The 23144-nt window shown below is 62.6% G+C and carries 20 protein-coding genes; 7 read left to right on the top strand and 13 right to left on the bottom strand.

The window, feature by feature from the left end:
- Positions 1 to 8 precede the first annotated feature (8 nt).
- Both ABM562_RS11645 and plsB read right to left on the bottom strand, forming a co-directional pair.
- Positions 9 to 407 (bottom strand): YbaY family lipoprotein, encoded by a 399-nt coding sequence (locus ABM562_RS11645; protein ID WP_010224875.1) that lies wholly within the window; start codon positions 405 to 407, stop codon positions 9 to 11.
- 84 nt (positions 408 to 491) lie between these two features.
- The gene (gene plsB / locus ABM562_RS11640; RefSeq protein WP_460422032.1) at positions 492 to 2978 is read right to left on the bottom strand and encodes a glycerol-3-phosphate 1-O-acyltransferase PlsB; all 2487 of its coding nucleotides are present in this window, start codon (positions 2976 to 2978) and stop codon (positions 492 to 494) included.
- Between the two features lie 222 nt (positions 2979 to 3200).
- On the opposite strand from plsB, the gene ABM562_RS11635 reads away from it, so the two are divergent.
- Entirely contained in the window at positions 3201 to 3410 is a 210-nt protein-coding gene (locus ABM562_RS11635; RefSeq protein ID WP_038996759.1) for a cold-shock protein, read from the top strand.
- A gap of 88 nt (positions 3411 to 3498) precedes the next feature.
- Here ABM562_RS11635 and ABM562_RS11630 read toward each other — a convergent pair whose 3' ends face one another.
- From ABM562_RS11630 to ABM562_RS11615, 4 genes are all read right to left on the bottom strand, one after another.
- Positions 3499 to 3876 carry a hypothetical protein gene (locus ABM562_RS11630; protein ID WP_115088400.1) on the bottom strand — a complete coding sequence of 126 codons (378 nt, stop codon included), beginning with the start codon at positions 3874 to 3876 and terminating at the stop codon, positions 3499 to 3501.
- A 17-nt stretch (positions 3877 to 3893) separates the two neighbouring features.
- Positions 3894 to 4706 carry a putative RNA methyltransferase gene (locus ABM562_RS11625; RefSeq protein ID WP_115088399.1) on the bottom strand — a complete coding sequence of 271 codons (813 nt, stop codon included), beginning with the start codon at positions 4704 to 4706 and terminating at the stop codon, positions 3894 to 3896.
- Positions 4706 to 5857 (bottom strand): succinyl-diaminopimelate desuccinylase, encoded by a 1152-nt coding sequence (gene dapE / locus ABM562_RS11620; protein WP_115088398.1) that lies wholly within the window; start codon positions 5855 to 5857, stop codon positions 4706 to 4708. The genes ABM562_RS11625 and dapE overlap by 1 nt, the downstream gene beginning before the upstream one ends.
- Positions 5858 to 6050: 193 nt before the next feature.
- Positions 6051 to 8642, bottom strand: a complete 2592-nt coding sequence (locus ABM562_RS11615) for a glycosyltransferase (protein WP_460422030.1) — start codon at positions 8640 to 8642, stop codon at positions 6051 to 6053.
- 290 nt (positions 8643 to 8932) lie between these two features.
- Here ABM562_RS11615 and tcdA point away from each other — a divergent pair, with 290 nt between their 5' ends.
- Positions 8933 to 9754, top strand: a complete 822-nt coding sequence (tcdA, locus tag ABM562_RS11610; protein ID WP_134064020.1) for a tRNA cyclic N6-threonylcarbamoyladenosine(37) synthase TcdA — start codon at positions 8933 to 8935, stop codon at positions 9752 to 9754.
- Here the strand turns inward: tcdA and ABM562_RS11605 are convergent.
- The 4 genes from ABM562_RS11605 to ABM562_RS11590 are packed head-to-tail and all read right to left on the bottom strand — an operon-like array spanning position 9733 to position 12839.
- Entirely contained in the window at positions 9733 to 10143 is a 411-nt protein-coding gene (locus tag ABM562_RS11605) for a SufE family protein (protein WP_134064018.1), read from the bottom strand. The genes tcdA and ABM562_RS11605 overlap by 22 nt on opposite strands.
- The gene (locus tag ABM562_RS11600; RefSeq protein WP_115088394.1) at positions 10140 to 11345 is read right to left on the bottom strand and encodes an aminotransferase class V-fold PLP-dependent enzyme; all 1206 of its coding nucleotides are present in this window, start codon (positions 11343 to 11345) and stop codon (positions 10140 to 10142) included. Before ABM562_RS11600 ends, ABM562_RS11605 begins: the two co-directional genes overlap by 4 nt.
- A gap of 54 nt (positions 11346 to 11399) precedes the next feature.
- Positions 11400 to 12434, bottom strand: a complete 1035-nt coding sequence (dapD, locus tag ABM562_RS11595; protein WP_115088393.1) for a 2,3,4,5-tetrahydropyridine-2,6-dicarboxylate N-succinyltransferase — start codon at positions 12432 to 12434, stop codon at positions 11400 to 11402.
- A 42-nt stretch (positions 12435 to 12476) separates the two neighbouring features.
- Complete coding sequence (locus ABM562_RS11590) at positions 12477 to 12839, bottom strand: ArsC family reductase (protein ID WP_115088392.1); 363 nt, start codon at positions 12837 to 12839, stop codon at positions 12477 to 12479.
- Positions 12840 to 13069: 230 nt separating this feature from the next.
- Between ABM562_RS11590 and ABM562_RS11585 the strand changes: the two genes are divergently transcribed.
- Positions 13070 to 14716 (top strand): Na+/H+ antiporter, encoded by a 1647-nt coding sequence (locus tag ABM562_RS11585; RefSeq protein WP_134064016.1) that lies wholly within the window; start codon positions 13070 to 13072, stop codon positions 14714 to 14716.
- Between the two features lie 67 nt (positions 14717 to 14783).
- Here ABM562_RS11585 and dapC read toward each other — a convergent pair whose 3' ends face one another.
- From dapC to map, 3 genes are read right to left on the bottom strand one after another with little or no spacing between them, the layout of a single operon-like run.
- A complete protein-coding gene (gene dapC / locus ABM562_RS11580) occupies positions 14784 to 15977 on the bottom strand; it encodes a succinyldiaminopimelate transaminase (RefSeq protein ID WP_115088389.1) in 1194 nt (397 codons plus the stop codon).
- Between the two features lie 23 nt (positions 15978 to 16000).
- The gene (locus ABM562_RS11575; protein ID WP_115088388.1) at positions 16001 to 18700 is read right to left on the bottom strand and encodes a [protein-PII] uridylyltransferase; all 2700 of its coding nucleotides are present in this window, start codon (positions 18698 to 18700) and stop codon (positions 16001 to 16003) included.
- Between the two features lie 21 nt (positions 18701 to 18721).
- Positions 18722 to 19504, bottom strand: a complete 783-nt coding sequence (gene map / locus ABM562_RS11570) for a type I methionyl aminopeptidase (protein WP_115088387.1) — start codon at positions 19502 to 19504, stop codon at positions 18722 to 18724.
- Between the two features lie 344 nt (positions 19505 to 19848).
- On the opposite strand from map, the gene rpsB reads away from it, so the two are divergent.
- The 4 genes from rpsB (at position 19849) to frr (ending at position 23126) form a co-directional block, all read left to right on the top strand.
- Positions 19849 to 20589, top strand: a complete 741-nt coding sequence (rpsB, locus tag ABM562_RS11565; RefSeq protein WP_115088386.1) for a 30S ribosomal protein S2 — start codon at positions 19849 to 19851, stop codon at positions 20587 to 20589.
- 193 nt (positions 20590 to 20782) lie between these two features.
- Positions 20783 to 21646: a translation elongation factor Ts gene (gene tsf / locus ABM562_RS11560; protein ID WP_115088385.1), complete on the top strand. Its 864-nt coding sequence runs from the start codon at positions 20783 to 20785 to the stop codon at positions 21644 to 21646.
- A gap of 182 nt (positions 21647 to 21828) precedes the next feature.
- Positions 21829 to 22572, top strand: a complete 744-nt coding sequence (pyrH, locus tag ABM562_RS11555) for a UMP kinase (protein ID WP_038614006.1) — start codon at positions 21829 to 21831, stop codon at positions 22570 to 22572.
- Positions 22569 to 23126 (top strand): ribosome recycling factor, encoded by a 558-nt coding sequence (gene frr / locus ABM562_RS11550; protein WP_038996742.1) that lies wholly within the window; start codon positions 22569 to 22571, stop codon positions 23124 to 23126. Before pyrH ends, frr begins: the two co-directional genes overlap by 4 nt.
- Positions 23127 to 23144 lie beyond the last annotated feature (18 nt).

The following is a 23144-nucleotide window of genomic DNA, read 5'->3' as shown; positions in this document are numbered from 1 at the left end:
ACAATCAATCAACGAACGGCATCGACCTTGATACGCACCGGTTGCGGGTCGTTGCCATCAAGCTGAACGCCGTGGTGTTCGGTGTTGATGAACAGCAGCTTGCCATCCAGTTCGATCCGCGCGCTGACTGCATAACGGTGGCCGGGCTTGACCTGGGCCGGGTCGTAGCTCAGGTGAAAGGGCAGCGGCACATTGCCTTTGACCGGGCCGCTCTGGCTGGCCAGGGTAACGGCGGGAGCGTCCATCAGCGACACGTCCTGCAGGGCGACGCTCAGGGTGGCGGCAGGCGGCAGGGCAATGCGCTGCAGGTAGAAGACTTCGCCATCAAGGCTGGCCTTGGACGCTTCAGGGGTGCTGCTGCACGCGGCCAGCAGGCTGCCAAGAAGGATCAGGGACAGTTTTTTCATCAGTAGCTCCTTAGCGCCGGCGCCGCGGTTGCGGTCGCCCGGCGGTTTGATTCGTGTTGCTCCAAAGACACTGGCCAGTATGGCCTATGCCGCGGTTTCGGTGGCCTCTTCACTGCGCTGCAGGGCCACCTGGCGGATCGACAGGCGTATTTCCGCCGACAGCACGCGCTTGGCTGCGCCTTCGGCCAGTTCACTGAGTTTTTCGTGGTAACCGAGTTTGCCATTGGTATCCGGACGCAGTACGCCTTGCTCGATCTGGGTCTGGATGAAGTGGCGGAACAGGGTTTTGTCGAAGAACTCCGGTGCATTCAGGCCGTGCAGGATCGACAGGCGCTGGGCCATGATCACGCAGAGGTCTTCCAGCTCTTCGGCGCTCAGGGTGTGCTGGCCGCTGTTGAGCAGCAGGGCGGTGGCCATGTAGAAACGCTGCAGGGTCTGGGTGATGGCCCGGGCCAGCAGGGTCAGCAGCACGAACTGCCGCGAACTCGGCGCCGGGCGCAGGTACACGCCGTTTTCAAAGCGCAGCAGGCCTTGCTCGACGAAGGCCTCCAGCCACTGGTCGATGACCGCGTCCAGCTCATCCAGCTCCCAGCGAATGAACAGCTCCGATTGCAGGTACGGGTACAGCGCCCGGGTGTACTGCAGGATCAGCTCGCGGCTCATTCGCGAGCTGCTCTGGAAGAAGCTCGCCAGCAAGGCCGGCAGGGCGAAAATATGCAGCACGTTGTTGCGGTAATAGGTCATCAGGACGGCGTTCTGCTCGTCCAGGTAAAGAATCTTGCCCAGTGCATCGCTCTGTTCGGCCAGCAGGTCCATGCCCTTGACGTGGCTGATCAGTGCCAGGCCATCGCCTTCAGGCAGCGTGGTGTGCGGCGAGTAGGGCACCTTGCGCAACAGCGCCAGGTACAGGTCCAGCACGCGGGTCAGGGCGCGTTCGTCCAGGGCCAGGCGGCTGGTGGAAAGCAGCGCCAGGGCCACCAGGTTGACCGGGTTGATCGCCGCTGCCTCGTTCAGGTGCCGGGCGACTTTCTCGCCCAGGCGCGAGGTGGTTTCGTTGAGCCAGGCCGGGCGGAACTGCGGGCCGTGCTCCTGCTCGCGCCAGCCGGGTTGCTGCTGGTCGAGGAAGGCGCCGAGGCGGATCGGCTCGCCGAAGTTGACCGCCACCTGGCCGAAGCGCTGCTTGAGCGCGCCGATGACCTTGAAGATGTCGAAGATCGATTCTTTCTTCTTGCTCGCCCCGCGCAGTTCGCCCAGATAGGTGCGGCCTTCGAGCACCCGTTCATAACCGATGTACACCGGCACGAAGACGATCGGGGTGCGCGATGAGCGCAGGTAGCTGCGCAGGGTAATGGCGAGCATGCCGGTTTTTGGCTGCAGCATGCGCCCGGTGCGCGAGCGGCCGCCTTCGACGAAGTACTCGACCGGGAAGCCCTTGGTGAACAGGGTGTGCAGGTACTCGTTGAACACCGCGGTGTACAGCGGGTTGCCCTTGAAGGTACGGCGCATGAAGAACGCCCCGCCACGGCGCAGCAGGCCGCCGATCACCGGCATGTTGAGGTTGATCCCGGCGGCGATGTGCGGCGGGGTCAGGCCGTTGCGAAACAGCAGGTAGGACAGCAGCAGGTAGTCGATATGGCTGCGGTGGCACGGCACGTAGATGACTTCGTGGCCCGGGGCGATGCCCTGCACCTGCTCGATGTGGTTGACCTTGATGCCGTCGTAGATCTTGTTCCAGAACCAGCTCAGCACCACTTCGAGGAAGCGGATGGCGGTATAGGTGTAATCCGAGGCGATCTCGTTGCCGTAGCGCAGGGCCTGGGCCTCGGCTTTTGCCAGCGGGATCTTTTCGCGCTCGGCCTCATCGGCGATGGCCTGGCGCACCAGCGGGTCGTGCACCAGGCCCTTGACCAGGTTACGGCGGTGGGAAATGTCCGGGCCGATGACGGCGGACTTGAGGTTGCGAAAGTGCACGCGCAGCAGGCGCTGGGCCATGCGCACGGTGCGCTCGTGACCTTTGTTGTGCTGCACCAGCTCGCGCAGGTGAATCGGTGCCGAGAACTGTACGCGGGTCTTGCGCCCGAGGATCAGTACGGTGAGCAACCGGCGCAGGCGCCCGGTAACCGCCCAACTGTCGGCGAACAGCAGCTTCCAGGGGCTGGATTCACTGGCCGGCGACTGGCCCCAGAACACGCTGACCGGAATGATCTGCGCGTCTTCCTCGGCATGCTGGCTGATGGCGTTGACCAGCCGCGCCAGGGTTGGCGGGGCGCCGCGCTTGTCCTGGCGGCCGAGCCAGTCGGGCTCCGGGGTCAAGTAGAAGAATCCAGCGGGCTCTTGCAGGGTGCCAACGGCGGTGGGCAACACCGGGCGTGGCAGCCCGGCTTTGGTGCATTCGCGGTCGAGCACGGCAAGGTCGGTGAGCGACGGCGACTGCAGGGCGTAGAACACCGGCCGGCTGCGATCCAGGTTCAGGGTGAAGGACGACTGGTTGATGGTCTCGGAGCGAACCCACAGGTACAACAGGCGACGCAGGGCGCCGAAGATCAGGCGGCGCAGGGGGGAACGGGTCATACGGTGTGTGCTCTGGATGAGATTTTCGAGTGATTGCTCAGTCGGTTAGTGTGCCGTATCTGCGCAAGTTCAGCAAAAAGCGCCCCGGTCATGAAAATTAATTTAAGTGTGTCATATACTCGGTCCGCCGCTTGCAAGAGATTTGTGCAAGCTGCGTCGGCAGGGGGCCGTGACCTCTCTGCATGCCAGGCGATTCCAAAATAAAAATCCGGAGTAGTTCAGATGTCGTCTCGTGAGACTGGAAGTGTAAAGTGGTTCAATGACGCCAAAGGTTACGGCTTCATTCAGCGTGAAGGTGGCGCGGACGTGTTTGTTCACTACCGTGCCATCCGCGGGGAGGGTCATCGCACCCTGCTTGAGGGGCAGCAGGTCGAATACAATCTGACTCAGGGCCAGAAAGGCCTGCAGGCAGAAGACGTAGTCGGGCTGTAAGCGCCGGGCCACAAGCCTCGAGCCTGGGCCCACAAGCGAAAAGGCCCGCCGCCGGACAACCGGGGCGGGCCTTTTCGAAGAAGCAATTTCAGTTGGTACGCCAGGTGATTTCCTCTTCACCGTCGGCACTGATGCGGATCCAGCGATCGGCATCCTCTTCACCTTCTTCCTCGACCCAGGTGCCCGGTGCGCAGCGCACTTCGACGCTCAGCGCGGCAAAGGCGGCGCGCGCGCAGGCAATGTCGTCGTCCCACGGCGTCTGGTCGCTTTCCAGGTAAAGACTGTTCCATTTGCCCACAGCCTTCGGTAACCAGGTAACTGGAATGTTACCGGCCTTGCACTTGTAGGTCTGGCCTTTCTGCTGCCAGTCGCTGCACGGGCCGAGTGCCTCGGTGAGCCAGGCGGCGATCTGCTTGTGGTCGACGTCGGCGTCTTTCAGGTAAATCTCGATATCGGGTTGGCGCATAGGGGCTCCGGGTGCGCTCAGTCTTGGCGCACAAAGTAATCGTAACGCATCGATACCGTGACCTCGAAAGGCTCGGCCTGGTCGATGACGCGCGCGCGTTTATCGGCGCTGGCGCGCCAACCATGCGGGGTCATGGCCAGCAGGTCGGCGCGGGCCTTGCTATCGGCAAGGCTGAGGCGGAATTTCAGGGTTTCGCTATGGGCGTGCTGCATGCCCGCTGGCACCAGTGCCAGGTGTTTGTCGTCGGCGTAGTCGCGCACTTCATCGTAGAGCTTGTGGCGCAACTCGATCAGGTGCTCGTTGGTCGGGCCGACGCGCATCAGGCCGCCGCCGGGGCTCAGCAGGCGCAGGGCTTCCTGCCAGTCCAGCGGGCTGAAGACACTGGCCAGGAACTGGCAACTGGCATCGGCCAGCGGCACCCGGGCCATGCTCGCCACCAGCCAGGTCAGCGCCGGGTTGCGCTTGCAGGCACGCTTGACCGCTTCGCGGGAGATGTCCAGGGCATAACCGTCGGCCTCGGGCAGCGCTGCGGCGATCTGCGCGGTGTAGTAACCCTCGCCACAGCCGATATCCAGCCAGCGTGCCGGCGCGCGTTCAGCGGCAAGCTCGGCCAGGCGCCGGGCCACCGGGGCGTAATGCCCGGCGTTGAGAAAGTCGCGGCGGGCCTCGACCATGGCCTGGTTGTCGCCCGGGTCACGGCTGTTCTTGTGCTGCACCGGCAACAGGTTCAGGTAACCCTGTCGGGCACGGTCGAAACGGTGGCCGGCCGGGCAGGCCACGCCATTGTCGAGGGTGCTCAGCGCGGCGCTGCAGATTGGGCAGGTGAGCATCAGGCAAGCAACCGGGTCAGGGTCTGGTAGTAGATTTCGGTCAGCACGTCGAGGTCGCTGGCCAGGATCCGCTCGTTGACCTGGTGAATGGTGGCGTTGACCGGGCCCAGCTCGACCACCTGGGTGCCGAGGGTGGCGATGAAGCGCCCGTCGGAGGTGCCGCCGCTGGTCGACGCCTTGGTTTCACGGCCGGTGACCGCCTTGATGCTCGCCGATACGGCGTCGAGCAGGTCGCCCGGCTCGGTGAGGAACGGCAGGCCCGACAAGGCCCAGTCCACGTGCCAATCCAGCTGGTGCTTGTCGAGGATGGCGGCAACTCGCTGCTGCAGGCCTTCGACCGTCGATTCGGTAGAGAAGCGGAAGTTGAACAGTGCGGTCAGCTCGCCCGGCACCACGTTGGTGGCGCCGGTGCCGGAGTTGAGGTTGGAGATCTGGAAGCTGGTCGGCGGGAAGAACGCGTTGCCTTCGTCCCAGTGCTCGGCAGCCAGTTCCGCCAGGGCCGGAGTGGCCAGGTGGATCGGGTTCTTCGCCAGGTGCGGGTAGGCCACATGGCCCTGTACGCCGCGCACGGTGAGCTTGGCGCCGAGCGAGCCGCGACGGCCGTTCTTGACCACGTCACCGACCAGGCTGGTGCTCGATGGCTCGCCGACGATGCACCAGTCCAGGCGCTCGTTGCGTGCTGCCAGGCGCTCGACCACGGCCTTGGTGCCGTGGTGGGCCGGGCCTTCTTCATCGCTGGTGATCAGGAAGGCGACCTTGCCGCGATGGTTGGGATAGTCGGCGACGAAGCGCTCGGTGGCCACCACCATGGCCGCCAGGCTGCCCTTCATGTCGGCAGCGCCACGCCCGCAGAGCATGCCATCGGCATCGATCAGGGCGTCGAACGGATCGTTCTGCCAGGCTTGCACCGGGCCGGTCGGGACTACGTCGGTGTGGCCGGCGAAGCACAGCACGGGACCGTCCTGGGTGCCATGGGTGGCCCAGAAGTTGTCGACGTCTTCGATCCGCATCGGTTCGAGCATGAAACCGGCATCGCCCAGGCGCTGCATCATCTGTTTCTGGCAATCGAAGTCCAGCGGGGTTACCGACGGACGGCGAATCAGGTCGCAGGCCAGTTCAAGGGTAGGCGAGAGGTCGGCTGGGGCCGTCATGGGGAGCTCCGGGGCAAGGCAGGGCACGAATTCGAGGGGGGTTATCTTATAGCAAAAGCAGGGGTTGAGGACCTTGGATCTGCGCTGTTTGTCAGCGCCTCATCGCTGGCAAGCCAGCTCCCACAGGTTGGGTGTTTACCCGTCCTGTGGGAGCCGGCCTTGCCGGCGAAAGGGCGGCAAGGCCGCCCCGGGGTCAGGAGGCCTGGGCCGGCTGCGCGGCATCCACCGGCTTGGGCAGCGATGACAGCATGGCCATGATCAGTGCCGCCAGGTACGGCAGCGACTGCACCAGCAGCATGGCCACCCAGAAGCGCATGTCGTTGCTCGGCAGGCCCTGAACCAGGTAGATCCCGGCCGCCGCACCCCACAACAGCAACATGATGAACAGCTCTTCACGGGCTTCGGAAAGCGCCACCAGCAAACCATGGCTGTCGGCGTTCTTCGGCGTGCGGAAGAACGGGATGCTGCTGGTGAAGAAACCGTACAGCACCGCCTTGGCAATGGTGTGCGACAGGGCAAGGCCGGCCAGGGCTGCGGCGAAAGCGTCCTTGAGGTTCACGCCTACCGCACGGCGGTAGAGGAACACGATCTTGCCGACTTTGAAGACGAACAGCGCAAGTGGCGGAATGGCGAAGATCAGCAGCGGTGGGTCGACCCGTTGCGGCACGATGATCATCGCCGCCGACCACAGCAGGGCGCCGACGGTGAAGAAGATATTCATGCCATCGGCAATCCACGGCAGCCAGCCGGCGAGGAAGTGATAGCGCTGGCCACGGGTCAGTTCCGAGTCCTTGCCGCGTAGCAGGCTTGCGGCATGGCGCTTGATGATCTGGATGGCGCCGTAGGCCCAGCGGAAGCGCTGCTTCTTGAAGTCGATGAAGGTGTCAGGCATCAGGCCCTTGCCATAGCTCTCGTGGGAATAGGCCGCCGAGTAGCCTTTCTCGAACACCCGCAGGCCGAGCTCTGCATCCTCGCAGATGCACCAGTCGGCCCAGCCCAGCTCTTCGAGCACCGAGCGCCGGGTCATGGTCATGGTGCCGTGCTGGATGATCGCGTCACGGTCGTTGCGGGTGACCATGCCGATATGGAAGAAGCCCTTGTATTCGCTGTAGCACAGCTTCTTGAAGGTGCTTTCGTTCTGGTCGCGGTAGTCCTGGGGCGATTGCACCACGGCGATCTTCGGATCGGCGAAGTGCGGCACCATGTGCTTGAGCCAGTTGCGGTCGACGCAGTAGTCCGAGTCGATCACTGCGATCACTTCGGCATCCTTGGCGGTGTGCGGGATCAGAAAATTCAGCGCACCGCCCTTGAAACCGGCCAGGGGCGCGACGTGGAAGAACTTGAAGCGCTCGCCGAGCATCTCGCAGTGAGCCTTGATCGGCTCCCAGACCGCCGGGTCCTTGGTGTTGTTGTCGATGATCAGGACTTCGTAGTCCGGATAATCCAGCGCCGCCAGGGCGTTGAGGGTCTGTTTGACCATCTCCGGCGGCTCGTTGTAGCACGGCACATGCACCGAGACCTTGGGACGGTAGGCCGCGTCGGCCTGCACCGGCAAGAATTCCCGGCGGCGCTTGTGAATCCACACCGCTTCGGCCAGCTCATGGGCCTCGGTGAGCAGCACGATAAACACGCCGAGGGCGCCGAGGGCGAGCAGGAAGCCCACGGTCAGGCTGAACCAGGTGCTGTATTGCTGGCTGTAGTCGTAGCCGATCCACACCAGTACCGAACCGCAAAGGAAGGCGATAAAGGTCAGGAAGGTCCGGCCGCGCTGGCGCAGGGCCGAGCCGTCGATCAGCAGCAGGGTCAGCGAGAGCATCGCCAGTACCACCGAACCGACCGCCAGCACGCGCCATTGCGGAATGGCTACAACCGGGCCTTCAAAGTTGAATTTTTGCTGGCGTGCGGCATTGAATACGCCCCAGTAAGCGCCCACCGAGCCTTCGTCGCTGGCTTTCCACGGCTGGTCGTAGGCTTCGATGACAAAGTAGTTGTAGCCCTGGCGGTTGAGCTTGTTGACCAGGGTGCGCAGGTAGATGGCCTGGTCGGCCTGGGTCGCTTCGGCACCGCCACGCATGCGGCCGTTGCTTGGCCAGCCGACTTCAGACAGCAGCAGCGGTTTGCGTGGGAATTGTTGCTTGAGGTCGCGGGCACGGTCGAGGACGAACTGGCCGGCATCCTTCATCGGGATGAATTCCCAGTATGGCAGGATGTGCGCAGCCACCAGGTCGGCATGCTTGGCCAGCTCCGGATGTTCTTTCCAGATGTGCCATTGCTCACTGGTGGTCACCGGTACCTTTACCGCCGCGCGCACCCGGTCCATGTACTGGATCAGCGCCTCCGGGGTGATCTCCTTGCGGAACAGCGCTTCGTTGCCGACCATGACCCGCACGACACTGCGCGAGCTGTTGGCCAGTTCGATGGCTTTCTCGATTTCCCGCTCGTTGCGCTCAAGGTCCGGGCTGATCCACACCCCCAGGGTCACGCGCAGGCCGAACTCTTCGGCCAGGCGGGGAATCTCCGCCTGTGTGCCTTCCACCGTATAGATACGGATGCTGTCGGTCAGCTTGCTGAGCTGTTCGAGGTCCTGGCGCAGTTCGTCCTCGCTCGGGTACTGGCCCTTTTGCGGGCTCTCGCCCTGGCGGAACGGCGAATAGGAGAAACCGGAAATCTGCTCCGGCCAGTTGGGGGCGGAAACCGGGCGGTTGATCAGCGCCCAGAACCCGGTGAATAGCGCGGCGATGGCCATGACTATCACCAGGTTGATACCAAATTTACGCGATGACATAGATAGTTCGGGTTCCGAAAGGTGGAACGGGCGGGCGCCGGAGGGCGCGAATCCTGCGTGCGTCCTGTCCTGGCAATGTGAGAACAGGTCGGTGGCAGAAGATTGGATTGGCTTCAGGAGCTGAAGTTCTTAGCCCGTACTTTTGTCGTCCAAGTCTTTGGATTGCATGGGACATTAAAGCAGGATTACAACTACCTTTACCAATTGCACGACTCAGGCGGCGGGTACAGCAGGGTGCCATCGCGTCGTAAGAGGCCTATAATACGCGCCGGTTTTTTCGGGGTTGGGCCATGAGTACAGAAGATCCACGCTTTGCCGGTGTCGCCCGGTTGTACGGTGACAACGGCCTGCAGCGCCTGCGCGAGGCCCACGTGGCCATCGTCGGTATCGGCGGGGTCGGCTCCTGGGCGGCCGAAGCCATGGCCCGTAGCGGCGTGGGCGAAATCTCCCTGTTCGACCTCGATGATGTCTGCGTCAGCAATACCAACCGTCAGTTGCATGCCCAGGAGGGCAATATCGGCCGCGCCAAGGCCGAGGTCATGGCCGAGCGCCTGCGGGCCATCAACCCGGCGTGCAAGGTGCATGCGGTGGTGGATTTCGTCACCAAGGAAACCCTGCCCGAGTACATCGGCGAGCACATCGACTGTGTGATCGACTGCATCGACAGCGTCATGGCCAAGGCCGCGCTGATTGGCTGGTGCAAGCGCCACAAGGTCACCATCATCAGCACCGGTGGTGCTGGAGGGCAGATCGATCCGACCCAGATCCGCGTCGCCGACCTGAACAAGACCTTCAACGACCCGCTGGCTTCGCGGGTGCGTTCGACCCTGCGTCGCGATTATGGTTTTTCCCGCACGGTGACCCGCAACTACAGCGTGCCCTGTGTGTTCTCCACCGAACAGCTGCGCTACCCCAAAGGCGACGGCAGCGTCTGCCTGCAGAAGAGCTTTGTCGGCGAGGGGGTTAAGCTGGACTGCTCCGGCGGCTTCGGCGCGGTGATGATGGTCACTGCAACCTTCGGCATGGTCGCCGCCAGCAAGGCGGTGGAAAAGCTTGTGGGCGGCGCCCGCCGCCCGTCCGAGCGCAAGGCTCAGGCGCCCGCGGCGAGCTGAGACATGCGTTGCAGCACGGCGTTCAGGCCGTTGCTGCGCGAAGGCGAGAGCTGGCGGCCCAGGCCCAGCTGATTGAACCAGGCAGGCAGATCCAGTTGCGCCAGTTCGGCGCTGGACAGCCCTTCGACCCGTACCAGCAGCAGCGCCAGCAAGCCGCGGATGATCCGCGCATCGCTGGCACCCTTGAAGCGCCACTGGCCGTCCTGCTGCTCGGCCACCAGCCAGACCTGGCTTTCGCAGCCATGAACACGATTGGATTCGGACTTTTCCTCTTCGCTCAAGGGCGCCAGACGCTCGCCCCATTGCATCAGCAACCGTGCGCGCTGTTCCCAGCCGGCCGCCTGTTCGAAGACATTCAGGGCTTCCTGTGCGGCCATCGGCAGGCTCATCGCAGCAACTCCAGGGCTTGATCCAGAGCTTCGAAGAAACGCTGCAAGTCGTCGGAGTCGTTGTACAAGCCCAGGGACACGCGGATCGCACCGTCCAGGCCGAGGCTTTTGAGCAATGGCATGGCGCAGTGATGGCCGGCGCGCACGGCGATGCCTTGTTCGGTGAGCATATGGGCCAGATCAGCGTTGTGCACACCGTCGACCACGAAGCTGGCCAGGGCCAGTTGCGGCTGGCCAAGCAGGCGGATGCCTTCGCGGTCGTTGAGGCCGCGCAGCAGATGCCGGTGCAGGCCGGCTTCATGCTCGGCGACCGCATGGGCATCGAGCCCCGCCAGGTAATCGAGACTGGCTCCGAGGCCGATCACGCTGGCAATCGGCGGGGTACCTGCTTCGAAGCCCAGCGGCGCCGGGCGAAAGCTGGCGCTGTGGTAGTCGGCGATCTGCACCATCTCGCCGCCGAATTGCCAATGACGCAGGCGCGCCAGGGCCTCGCTGCGGCCGTAGAGCACGCCGACGCCGTCAGGGCCATACAGCTTGTGGCTGGAGAATACGTAGAAGTCACAGCCCAGCTGGCGTACGTCATGACGGCCGTGGACCACGCCCTGGGCGCCATCGACCACGGTGAGCGCGCCCTGGGCCTGGGCATGGGCCAGCAGGGGCTCCAGCGGCTGCCAGGCACCAAGTACGTTGGACAACTGGCTGACCGCCAGCACCCGGGTGCGCGGGCCAATCAGTTGCAGGGCGATGTTGAGGTCGATCAGGCCGCGGCTGTCCAGTGGCAGCACCACCAGCTTGAGTCCGCGGCGCTGTGCCAGCTGTTGCCAGGGCAGCAGGTTGGCGTGGTGCTCCAGGGCGCTAATGGCAATTTCGTCACCGGCCTCGAACAGCGGCTCAAGCCCATAGGCGAGCAGGTTCAGGGCCGAGGTGGCGCCATGGGTGAAGACGATTTGCTGGCTGTCGACGGCGTTCAGCCAGCCGGCGACCTTTTCCCGGCTGCGTTCGAAGGCTTGGGTCGCCAGGGCGCCGGGCAAGTGTTGGGCACGGTGCACATTGGCAGCACCATGGCCGTAGTAGTGGCTCAGGGCATCGAGCAGGATTTGCGGTTTTTGCGTGGTAGCGGCGCTGTCCAGGTAGGTCTGGTGCTGGCGTTGCAGGGCGTCGATGGCTGGAAAGTCAGCGCGCCAGGGGGAGGGCTGGAACATGATGATCGGACCTGAAAATCGGGCCTGGCGTTAGGCCAGACCCGATGGTACCACTTAGTTGTGGGCGTGCAGCGCTTCGTTCAGCTCGATGGCCGACTTGTGGGTCTTGCACTCCACGGCACCGTTCAGCGAGTTGCGGCGGAACAGCAGGTCGGTCTGGCCGGCCAGGTCGCGGGCTTTGACGACCTTGACCAACTGGTTGTTCTCGTCCAGCAGGTTCACCTTGGTGCCGGCAGTGATGTACAGGCCGGCTTCAACGGTGTTGCGGTCGCCCAGCGGGATGCCGATACCGGCGTTGGCGCCGATCAGGCAGCCTTCGCCAACCTTGATGACAATGTTGCCGCCGCCGGACAGGGTGCCCATGGTCGAGCAGCCGCCGCCCAGGTCCGAACCCTTGCCGACGAAGACGCCCGCGGAAACGCGGCCTTCGATCATGCCCGGGCCTTCGGTGCCGGCGTTAAAGTTGACGAAGCCTTCGTGCATGATGGTGGTGCCTTCGCCGATGTAGGCGCCCAGGCGTACACGGGCGCTGTCGGCAATACGCACGCCGGCAGGGACTACGTAATCGGTCATTTTCGGGAACTTGTCTACCGAGAACACTTCCAGCAGCTCGCCCTTCAGGCGCGCTTCCAGTTGCTGCTCGGCAAGCTCCGCCAGGTCGACGGCGCCCTGGCTGGTCCAGGCCACGTTCGGCAGCAGCGGGAAGATACCGGCCAGGTTCAGGCCGTGTGGCTTGACCAGGCGGTGCGAAAGCAGGTGCAGCTTCAGGTAGGCTTCCGGGGTGGACGTCAGCGCGGCGTCTTCGGCCAGCAGGGTGACCACCAGCGGCTTGTTGCTTTCGGCCAGGCGGGTCAGCAGTGCGGCCTGGGCAGCATCGACACCCTTGAGGGCTTCGGCCAGCTGGGCAGCCTGGCTGGTGCTGAAGGCGATCGCCTGGTTGCCGCCTTCATAGCCCAGGACCGGGGCGATGGCAGCGACCAGTTCGGCAGCCGGGTTGATCAGCGGTTGTGCGTAGAAGACTTCCAGCCAGGCGCCTTGACGGTTCTGGGTGCCGACACCGAAGGCCAGGCTGAACAGGGAAGTGGACATGCAGTTACCTCTTGCGAAATTGAATGAAAGCTCGGCGCCGGGTTACTGAAGGGCGGCCGCGTACAGATCAGGCTTGAAGCCGACCAGGGTCCGCTTACCGAGGTCGAGCACAGGGCGCTTGATCATCGACGGTTGGGCCAGCATCAGTTCGATGGCCTTGAGCTGGTCGAGATCGGCCTTCTGGGCGTCGTCTAGTTTGCGGAAGGTGGTGCCAGCACGGTTGAGTACTGTTTGCCAGCCATGTTCATTGCACCAGCGCTCAAGGCTCGCACGGTCAATGCCCTGGGTCTTGTAGTCATGGAAATCGTAGCCCAGGCCCTGGTTTTCGAGCCAGGTGCGGGCTTTCTTCATGGTGTCGCAGGCCTTGATTCCATAAAGGTGCAATGGCGTGTCGCGTTTGGTCATGTCTTGCCCCCCTGGGAAAAAATGGTGAAGGATTATGCCATGGTCGGCGGCTTTGGGTTGGCGTTGCCACGGCTCTTTGTAGCATTGTGTTACAGGTTCTGGACGGTTCTGCGACTTTTGTGCAGCGGTGCGCCGGCAGCCTAAGCGGCTAATATGTCGTTTCAATGGCAATGCCGTGCCCAGCCCCGCATAAGTTATTGAATGCGTTTGAATTGAACAGGACTCGCTGAATGCAATCAGCCTACACCGTTCTCATCCTGCTGATGCTGGTGAGTGTTTCCAAACTGGTCGGGCGGATGATCCCGCTGCCCCTGCCGCTGGTACAGATTGCCGCTGGCGCCTTGCTGGCGTGGCCGACCCTGGGCCTGCACGTGGCCCTGGACCCGGAATTGTTTCTGTTCTTGTTCCTGCCACCGCTGCTGTTTTCCGATGGCTGGCGGATGCCCAAGCGCGACCTCTGGCGGCTACGCGGGCCGATCCTGACCCTGGCGGTCGGCCTGGTCCTGTTTACCGTAGTAGGTGCCGGCTATTTCATTCACTGGATCCTGCCCAGCATTCCTCTGCCGGTGGCCTTTGCCCTGGCGGCGGTACTGTCGCCCACCGACGCCGTGGCGGTCTCGGCAATCACCCAGGACCGCCTGCCGACGCCCCTGATGCACATGCTCCAGGGCGAGGCGCTGATGAACGACGCCTCGGGCCTGGTGACCTTCAAGTTCGCCCTGGCGGCGGCAATCACCGGCGTGTTCTCCCTGGCCGAGGCCAGCCTGACCTTCGTGCTGGTCGCCGTCGGTGGCCTGGCCATCGGTGTGGCCCTGAGCTGGCTGGTCGGCCGCCTGCGCGCCTGGATGATCGCCCGCGGCTGGGATGACCCGGCCACCCATGTCGTGTTCATGTTGCTGCTGCCGTTTGCCGCTTATGTGCTGGCCGAGCGCCTGGGTGCCTCCGGCATTCTCTCGGCAGTAGCGGCGGGGATGATGCAGAGCTGGCTCGACCTGCTGCCCCGGCAGACCAGCACGCGCCTGCTCAACCGCAGCGTCTGGTCGCTGCTGGAGTTCGCTTTCAACGGTCTGATCTTTCTGTTGTTGGGCTTGCAGTTGCCCGACATCATCAAGGCGGTGACCAGTCACGAAGCCTCGCTGTGGCCGACCTTGCTATGGCGCTGCCTGGATGTAGTGGCGATCTTTGCGGTACTGCTGGCCCTGCGCTTTATCTGGGTGCAGAGCATCTGGCGCCTGATTGGCGTGATCCGCCGCTGGCGCGGCAAAGAAGACCTGGTGCTGGTACCCAACGCCCGTTCCTGCTGGTTGTTGACCGTCGGCGGCGTGCGCGGGGCAGTGACCCTGGCCGGTGTCATGTCGGTGCCGCTGTTGATCAGCGCCGGCAAGGACTTCCCGGAGCGCGATCTGCTGATTTTCATCGCTGCCGGGGTGATTCTGCTGTCGCTGGTCGCCGCCTGCATCGCCTTGCCGCTGCTGTTGCGCGGTGTCACCAAAAGCCCGGATGACGCCCTGCGCCAGGAAGCCCAGGAGGCCTGGCGACGCACGGCCGAGGCGGCGATTCACGCGCTTGAGGCAGAAGATCTGGCCGAGGCCGGTACCCCGCTGGATGCCTCCCAGGCAGCGCTGGCGGCTGAACTCAAGGCGCGGTTGATGGCTGAATACCGGCATCAGCTCGATACCTTCAACGACAGCGCCGAAGCCCAGGCCCTGGCCGCGCAAATGGACCAACTCGAACGGCGCTTGCGCCTGCGCGCGCTGCGGGCCCAGCGTCTGGAGCTGTACAACCTGCATCGCCAGCATCAGATCGGTGATGACGTGGTGCGTCAGGTGCTGGGGGAGCTGGACATGAGTGAGGCGAATCTGGGGCCGGTGAAGTAAAGCATCGCGGGGCAAGCCCGCTCCTACCATCATCTGTGGGAGCGGGCTTGCCCCGCGATGGGGCCGTTTACTTCTGCAAGAACGCGCGAATCCGCTCGGCTGCTTCTACACACTCGGCCAATGGCGCTACCAATGCCATGCGCACCCGCCCGGCACCCGGGTTGACGCCATCCACTTCGCGCGACAGGTACGAACCCGGCACCACGGTCACGTGTTGGGCTTCGAACAGGTCACGGGTGAACGCGGCGTCATCGCCTGGCACCTTGGCCCACAGGTAGAAGCCGCCGTCCGGACGCTGAACGTCCAGTACCGGGGCGAGGATCGCCAGTACTGCATCGAACTTTTCGCGGTACAGGTCGCGGTTGGCCAGCACGTGTTCTTCATCGTTCCAGGCGGCAATGCTCGCCAGCTGGGTTTGTACCGGCATGGCGCAGCCGTGGTAGGTGCGGTAGAGCAGGAACGGCTTGATGATCTCGGCGTCGCCGGCCACGAAGCCTGAGCGCAGGCCCGGCAGGTTGGAGCGCTTGGACAGGCTGTGGAACACCACGCAACGCTTGAAGTCGCTGCGGCCCAGTTCCACGCAGGCGCTGAGCAGGCCCGGCGGCGGGCTTTGCTCGTCGAAGTACAGCTCGCTGTAGCACTCGTCGGCGGCGATCACGAAATCGTACTGATCGGCCAGGGCAATCAGCTTTTTCAGGGTCTCCATCGGCACCAGGGCGCCGGTGGGGTTGCCTGGGGAGCAGAGGAAAAGTATCTGGCAGCGCTGCCAGGTCTCGGCCGACACCGCGTCGAAATCCGGGTTGAAGCCGTTGCTGTCCAGGCACGGCAGGTAGTGCGGGGTGGCGCCGGCCAGCAGGGCTGCGCCTTCGTAGATCTGGTAGAACGGGTTGGGGCTGATCACCAGGCCGTCGTCGCTGCGATTGACCACGGCCTGGGTGAAGGCGAACAGCGCTTCACGGGTGCCGTTGACCGGCAGCACGTGTTTGTCGGCATCCAGCCAGCCGGCCGGCACGCCAAAGCGTTGTTCGCACCAGCGGGTAATGGCCTGGCGCAGGGCCGGCAGGCCGACAGTGGTCGGGTACACGGCCATCTGCTTGAGGCTGTCGGCCAGGGCTTGGGCGACGAAGGCCGGCGACTCATGCTTCGGTTCACCGATCGACAGGGCAATGGCGCGTTTGTCCGCTGCTGGCTGAACGCTGCCGAGCAGCGCACGGAGTTTCTCGAACGGGTAGGGCTGAAGCTGGTTCAAAGCATTGTTCATCGGCGCAAGGTCTCGTCAAACGGTCAAATGGTCAGGCGGGTCAAAGGCACCCCGGTCGCCTGGTCGACGCGCAGTTGCTCGACGATCGCATCCTGCAGGCGGCTGCACAGTTGCGGGTCGGACAGGGGCTGGTTGTCGGCGTCGGTAATGAAGAACACGTCTTCGACCCGTTCGCCGAGGGTGGCAATCTTGGCATTTTGCAGCGACAGGTCGAACTCCAGGAAGATCTTGCCGATCCGCGCCAGCAGGCCGGGGCGGTCGGGGGCGCTGAGTTCGAGGATGGTCACCGGGCGCTGGGCATCGTTATGGATGGTCACCTGCGGGGCAAAGGTGAAGTGCTTGAGCTGGCGCGGTACCCGGCGCTGAATGATGGTCGGATAGTCGTCGGGGTTGCGCAGGGCGTCGGTCAAGCCGTCGCGAATCTGCTTGACCCGCACGGGATTGTCGCCGATAGAGCCGCCATCGTTGTCGAGCACGATATAGGTGTCGAGGGTGAACTGGCTGCTCGAGGTGATGATCCGCGCGTCATGGATGTTCAGGTTGAGCTGGTCCATGGCCGCCACGGTCACGGCGAAGAAGTCGTGCTGGTCGGGGGCATAGATGAAGATCTGGGTGCCGCCCTCGAACTCGCGCTGGGTGGTTTCCTTGATCAGTACCAGTGGTCCGCCATCGGCCGGCTGCTGAAGGATGGCATCGCTGTGCCAGGCGACGTCGGCGGCGGTATGGCGCAGAAAGTAGTCATCGCCCAGCTGCGACCACAGTTGCTCGACGTCGTCCGGGTCGGTGCCCTCGCGAATGAGGATGTCCAGGGCCGCGCCCTGGGTCTGGCGAATCTGTTCTTCGCGGTCCAGCGGGTTTTCCAGGCCGCGGCGCAGGGCGCGCTTGGTCTCGGTGTAGAGCTGGCGCAGCAGGCTGGCGCGCCAGGAGTTCCACAGGCTCGGGTTGGTGGCGTTGATATCCGCCACGGTCAGCACGTAGAGGTAGTCCAGGCGGGTTTCATCGCCGACCAGTTGGGCGAAGTCGTGGATCACTTGCGGGTCGGAGAGGTCCTTGCGCTGGGCAGTGGTCGACATCACCAGGTGATGTTGCACCAGCCAGACAATCAGGCGGCTATCCCAGCTCGGCAACTGATGGCGTGCACAGAAGGCCTGGGCATCCACTGCGCCCAGCTCCGAATGGTCGCCCTGGCGGCCCTTGCCGATGTCGTGGTAGAGCCCGGCCAGGTAGATCAGCTCCGGCTTGGGCAAGCGGCCCATGAGCTTGCTGGCCAGCGGGAATTTCTCCGAAACCGGGGTGTACTGCAGTTTGCGCAGGTGCTTGATCAGGTTCAGGGTGTGCGCATCGACTGTATAGATGTGGAACAGGTCGTGCTGCATCTGCCCGATGATCAGGCCGAACTCCGGCAAGTAGCGGCCGAGAATGCCGTAGCGGTTCATTCGTCGCAAGTTGCGGTGGATACCGATCTCGCACTTGAACAGCTCGATGAACAGGCTGGTGTTGCGGATATCGTTACGAAAGTCGTCGTCGATCAGGTGCCGGTGTTCACGCAGCAGGCGAATGGTGTCGGCGCGCACGCCCTTGATTTCCGGGTGCTGGGCCATCAGCACGAAGATTTCCAGCATGGCGAACGGCGTGCGCTTGAAAACGTTGGTGCGCACTGCCTCGATATAGCCGTCGTGGAGCTGGAAGCGCGCATTCAGCGGCTGGGCGCTGCCGCTGTCGTCGTCCAGGATGACTTCTTCGAAGTGCTGGATGATCAGGTCGCTGAGCTCGGCGATGCTCATCACCACCCGGTAGTACTGCTGCATGAACTGTTCGATGGCGCGCTTGGGGTTCTCGTCGCCAAAACCGAGCAGGGCGGCGATGCTGCGCTGGTGATCGAACAGCAGGCGGTCTTCGGCGCGCCCGGCCAGCATGTGCAGGGCGTAGCGCACCTTCCAGAGAAACTCCTGGGACGAGGCCAGCAGGTTGTTCTCGCTTTCCAGCAAGAAGCCTTCGCCGGCCAGGGCATGCAGGTTGAGGGTGCCGTATTGGCGGCGGGCGATCCACAGTACCGTCTGGATGTCGCGCAGCCCGCCCGGTGAGCCCTTGACGTTGGGCTCCAGGTTGTACTCGGTGTCGTTGTACTTGTGGTGCCGGGCCTTTTGCTCGGCACGCTTGGCCAGGAAGAATTCCTTGCTCGGCCACATGTGCGCGGTGCTGGTCACCTCGAGCATGCGCTGGCGCAGGTGCTCGGGGCCGGCGATGGTGCGGCTTTCCATCAGGTTGGTGACAACCGTCAGGTCGGCGCGGGCCTGTTCGGCGCATTCATCGACTGAGCGCACGCTCTGGCCCACTTCCAAGCCAATGTCCCAGAGCAGGGTCAAAAAGCGTTCGATCGAGTCACGAAAGACTTCATGGTCGGCGCTGTCGAGCAGAATCAACAGGTCGATGTCGGAGTAGGGGTGCAGCTCGCCGCGCCCGTAACCGCCGGTGGCGATCAGGGCAATATCGGCGTCTTCGCTCCAGGTGAACTGATTCCAGGCCTGTTGCAGGATGTTGTCGACGAACCAGGCGCGGTCCTCGATCAGCCGGCGGATCTCGCGACCGCTGCGAAAACGGTTGTCGAGCACCTCGCCGGCCTGGCGGATGGCTTTCTTGAAGGCAGCGATGGGGCTTGCCTTGAGGGCCAGTTCCGCCTGGAACTGGCCGCGATCGAACAGCTCGGGATCCACCTGGGGCATCGAGAGGCTTTCCTGTAAGAGTCAGGCCGATGTGCGGGGAATGGTGTCGTCTTTACGCAGGGTGAAGATTTCGTAACCGGTCGCGGTTACCACCAGGGTGTGCTCCCACTGGGCCGAGAGCTTGCGGTCCTTGGTGATGGCGGTCCAGCCGTCGCCCAGCACCTTGGTGTCGGCCTTGCCCTGGTTGATCATCGGCTCGATGGTGAAGGTCATGCCTTCCTTGAGCTCCATGCCGGTGCCGGCGCGGCCGTAGTGCAGGATCTGCGGCTCTTCGTGGAACACCTTGCCGATGCCGTGGCCGCAGAACTCGCGCACCACCGAGAAGCCGTTCTTTTCCGCGTGCTTCTGGATCACTTCACCGATGTCGCCCAGGCGGCAGCCCGGCTTGACCAGTTCGATGGCCTTGTACATGCATTCCTGGGTGACCTGGGACAGGCGCTCGGCCCACACCGGCACGCTGCCGACGTGGAACATGCGGCTGGTGTCGCCGTGGTAGCCGTCCTTGATCACCGTGACGTCGATGTTCAGGGTGTCGCCATCCTTGAGCGGTTTGTCACCGGGGATGCCGTGACAGACCACGTGGTTGACCGAGGTGCAGATCGACTTGGGGAAACCCTTGTAGTTGAGTGGCGCCGGGATCGCTTTCTGGACGTTGACGATGTAGTCGTGGCACAGGCGGTCGAGCGCTTCGGTGGTGACACCGGGCTTGACGTGCTCTTCGATCATCTCCAGGACTTCGGCGGCCAGGCGGCCGGCGACGCGCATCTTTTCGATGTCTTCGGCGGTTTTGATGGTAACGGTCATTACAGGCTCTCTACGGCGCAGCAAGGCGCGAATAATCTGGGGAAAGGCCGGATTCTAACAGAGCCATGCCCGATTCAGGCGGCTATGGCGCTGATACAGCCTTTATATAAGGGCCATTCTGGCGCGAATGGGCGGTGTGTGCAAAAGCCTGTGACGTTCTATGGTAATTCGGGTTTCGCTTGGCGGGCATCTGTGGTATAAAATGCGCCGCTTTCCGGGGATAGCTCCGGAAGCACTAAACCCACACACGTGTCGACACGATGACCTGGGTGCCTTCGATCTTAGGGTCGCGGGTTGGTCATTGGGATACGTGGAGGCCCAACCCGACTTATCAAGGAACTATCATGTCCCAAGTCAACATGCGCGATATGCTGAAGGCCGGTGTGCACTTCGGTCACCAAACCCGTTACTGGAATCCGAAAATGGGTAAGTACATTTTCGGCGCGCGTAACAAGATTCACATCATCAACCTTGAAAAAACCCTGCCAATGTTCAACGAGGCACTGACCTTCGTAGAGCGCCTGGCCCAGGGCAAAAACAAGATTCTGTTCGTCGGCACCAAGCGTTCCGCTGGCAAGATCGTTGCTGAAGAAGCAGCACGTTGCGGTTCGCCGTACGTCGATCACCGCTGGTTGGGCGGCATGCTGACCAACTACAAGACCATCCGTGCTTCGATCAAGCGTCTGCGCGACCTGGAAGTCCAGTCCGAAGACGGCACTTTCGCCAAGCTGACCAAGAAAGAAGCCCTGATGCGTTCGCGCGATCTGGAAAAACTGGATCGCAGCCTGGGTGGTATCAAGGACATGGGCGGCCTGCCTGATGCCCTGTTCGTGATCGACGTTGACCACGAGCGCATCGCTATCACCGAAGCCAACAAGCTGGGCATCCCGGTCATCGGCGTTGTCGATACCAACTCCAGCCCAGAAGGCGTTGACTACATCATCCCAGGTAACGATGACGCCATCCGCGCTATCCAGCTGTACATGGGTTCGATGGCTGACGCCGTTATCCGTGGCCGCAACAACGTTGCTGGCGGTACCGAAGTGTACGCCGAAGAAGCAGCAGCACCGGCTGCCGAAGCCTGAGTAGCTGACGCTTAGCGTCTACTCGGCACGCGAAAAGGGGGCTTTGCCCCCTTTTTGCCACCTTGAAATCCTCTTGTCAGCATCGCCGTTGCAATCTTGTTACTGCATGAGTGCTGGTAAGTGGATTTACAGAATTGAACGCCCGTCAAGTATCGGGTGGAATGGTTGAAAACCTATCCAAGAGGAATTTGAAATGGCAGCAATTACTGCAGCGCTGGTCAAAGAACTGCGTGAGCGTACCGGCGAAGGCATGATGGATTGCAAAAAGGCCCTGGAAAAGGCCGGCGGCGACATCGAGAAAGCCATTGACGACATGCGCGCTTCGGGCGCCATCAAGGCCGCTAAAAAGGCCGGCAACGTTGCCGCTGAAGGCGCTATCGCCATCAAGGCCGACGACAAGTCCGCCGTTCTGCTGGAAGTCAACTCGCAGACCGACTTCCTGGCCCTGCAAGACGACTTCAAAACCTTCGTAGCCGAAAGCGTTGAGCAAGCCTTCGCCGAGAAGCTGACTGACGCGGCTCCGCTGATCGCTTCCCGCGAATCGGCTCGTGAAGCCCTGGTTGCCAAGGTTGGCGAGAACGTCAACATCCGTCGCCTGGTGCGCGTTGAAGGTGACGTTGTCGGCACCTACCTGCACGGCAACAAGATCGGTGTTGCTGTTGTCCTGAAGGGCGGCGACGTCCAGCTGGCCAAAGAAATCGCCATGCACGTGGCTGCAAGCAACCCTGAGTTCCTGCTGCCATCGGAAGTTTCGGCTGAAGCGATCGAGCGCGAGAAGAACGTCTTCCTGACCCTGAACGAAGAGAAGATCAAGGGCAAGCCTGAGAACATCGTCGAGAACATGGTCAAAGGCCGTATCTCGAAGTTCCTGGCCGAAGCCAGCCTGGTCGAGCAAGCGTTCGTCATGAACCCGGAAATCAAGGTCGGTGAGCTGGCCAAGAAAGCTGGCGCTGAAATCGTTTCCTTCACCTACTTCAAAGTAGGCGAAGGCATCGAGAAGCCGGTCGACAACTTCGCTGAAGAAGTTGCCGCTCAGCTGGCTGCTGCCAAGCAATAAGACAGATTCACCTCTGTCGCCCCGAAGAGGCTGCCCGCTCACGCGCGCAGCCTCTTTGTCAAAGCGGGAGCGGTTTACGAGACCGCCTTTCGCTGGCGCAGTAGCTGCGCCACGCTAGAGTTACGCGCAGGCTGAAAACAGCCCGCCAGATTTTTTTACAAACGCCGCAGGAGAGATTCGCAATGGCTCAGCAGGGCAGTGGTTATCAAGCTCGCTATAAACGCATTCTACTCAAGCTTAGCGGCGAGGCCCTGATGGGCTCGGAAGAGTTCGGGATCGACCCCAAGGTCCTGGATCGCATGGCGCTGGAAGTCGGCCAACTGGTCGGCATTGGTGTTCAGGTAGGCTTGGTGATCGGTGGTGGCAACCTGTTCCGTGGCGCGGCGCTCAGTGCAGCCGGCATGGACCGCGTCACTGGCGACCACATGGGCATGCTGGCGACCGTAATGAATGCCCTGGCCATGCGCGATGCGCTGGAGCGGGCGAACATTACCGCGATCGTCATGTCGGCCATCTCCATGGTAGGCGTGACCGATCACTATGATCGCCGCAAAGCCATGCGCCACCTGAACTCGAAAGAAGTGGTCATCTTCGCTGCCGGTACCGGCAACCCGTTCTTCACCACTGACTCCGCCGCTTGCCTGCGCGCCATCGAAATCGATGCCGACGTGGTATTGAAGGCAACCAAGGTCGATGGTGTATACACTGCAGATCCATTCAAAGACCCGCATGCCGAGAAGTTCGATCATCTGACCTACGATGAAGTGCTGGATCGCAAGCTGGGCGTGATGGACCTGACGGCAATCTGCCTGTGCCGCGACCACAAGATGCCGCTGCGCGTCTTCAACATGAACAAGCCCGGCGCCCTGCTGAACATCGTGCATGGCGGCGCTGAAGGAACTCTGATCGAGGAAGTTCAAAAATGATCAACGAAATCAAGAAAGACGCTCAAGAGCGCATGCAAAAGTCGCTGGAGTCCTTGGCGCACGCTTTCAGCCGAATCCGTACTGGCCAGGCGCATCCTAGCGTTCTGGAAGGTGTGATGGTTCCTTACTACGGTGCCGATACGCCGATCAAGCAAGTGGCCAACATCACCGTGAAAGATGCCCGTACCCTGCAGGTCGTGGCGTTCGAGCGCAATATGCTGGGCGCTGTCGACAAGGCTATCGGCAGTGCGGGTCTGAACCTCAACCCGACCAACCTGGGCGAGTTGCTGCTGATCACCATGCCGGCGCTGACCGAAGAGACCCGCAAGGGTTTCACCAAGCAGGCTCGTGACGCCGCTGAAGATGGCCGTATTGCCGTGCGCAATATCCGTCGCGATGCACTGAGCCAGCTCAAGGATCTGGTCAAGGAAAAGGAAATCAGCGAAGACGACGAACGCCGTGCCGCCGACGAAATCCAGAAGCTGACTGACAAATTCGTGGCTGAGATCGAAGTTGCCGTCAAGCAGAAAGAAAAGGACCTGATGGCCGTTTAAGGGTCGGGACTTTTTTCA

It is taken from the genome of Pseudomonas sp. ZL2, from assembly GCF_054788455.1.
This window is presented reverse-complemented; position numbering and strand designations above follow the sequence as displayed.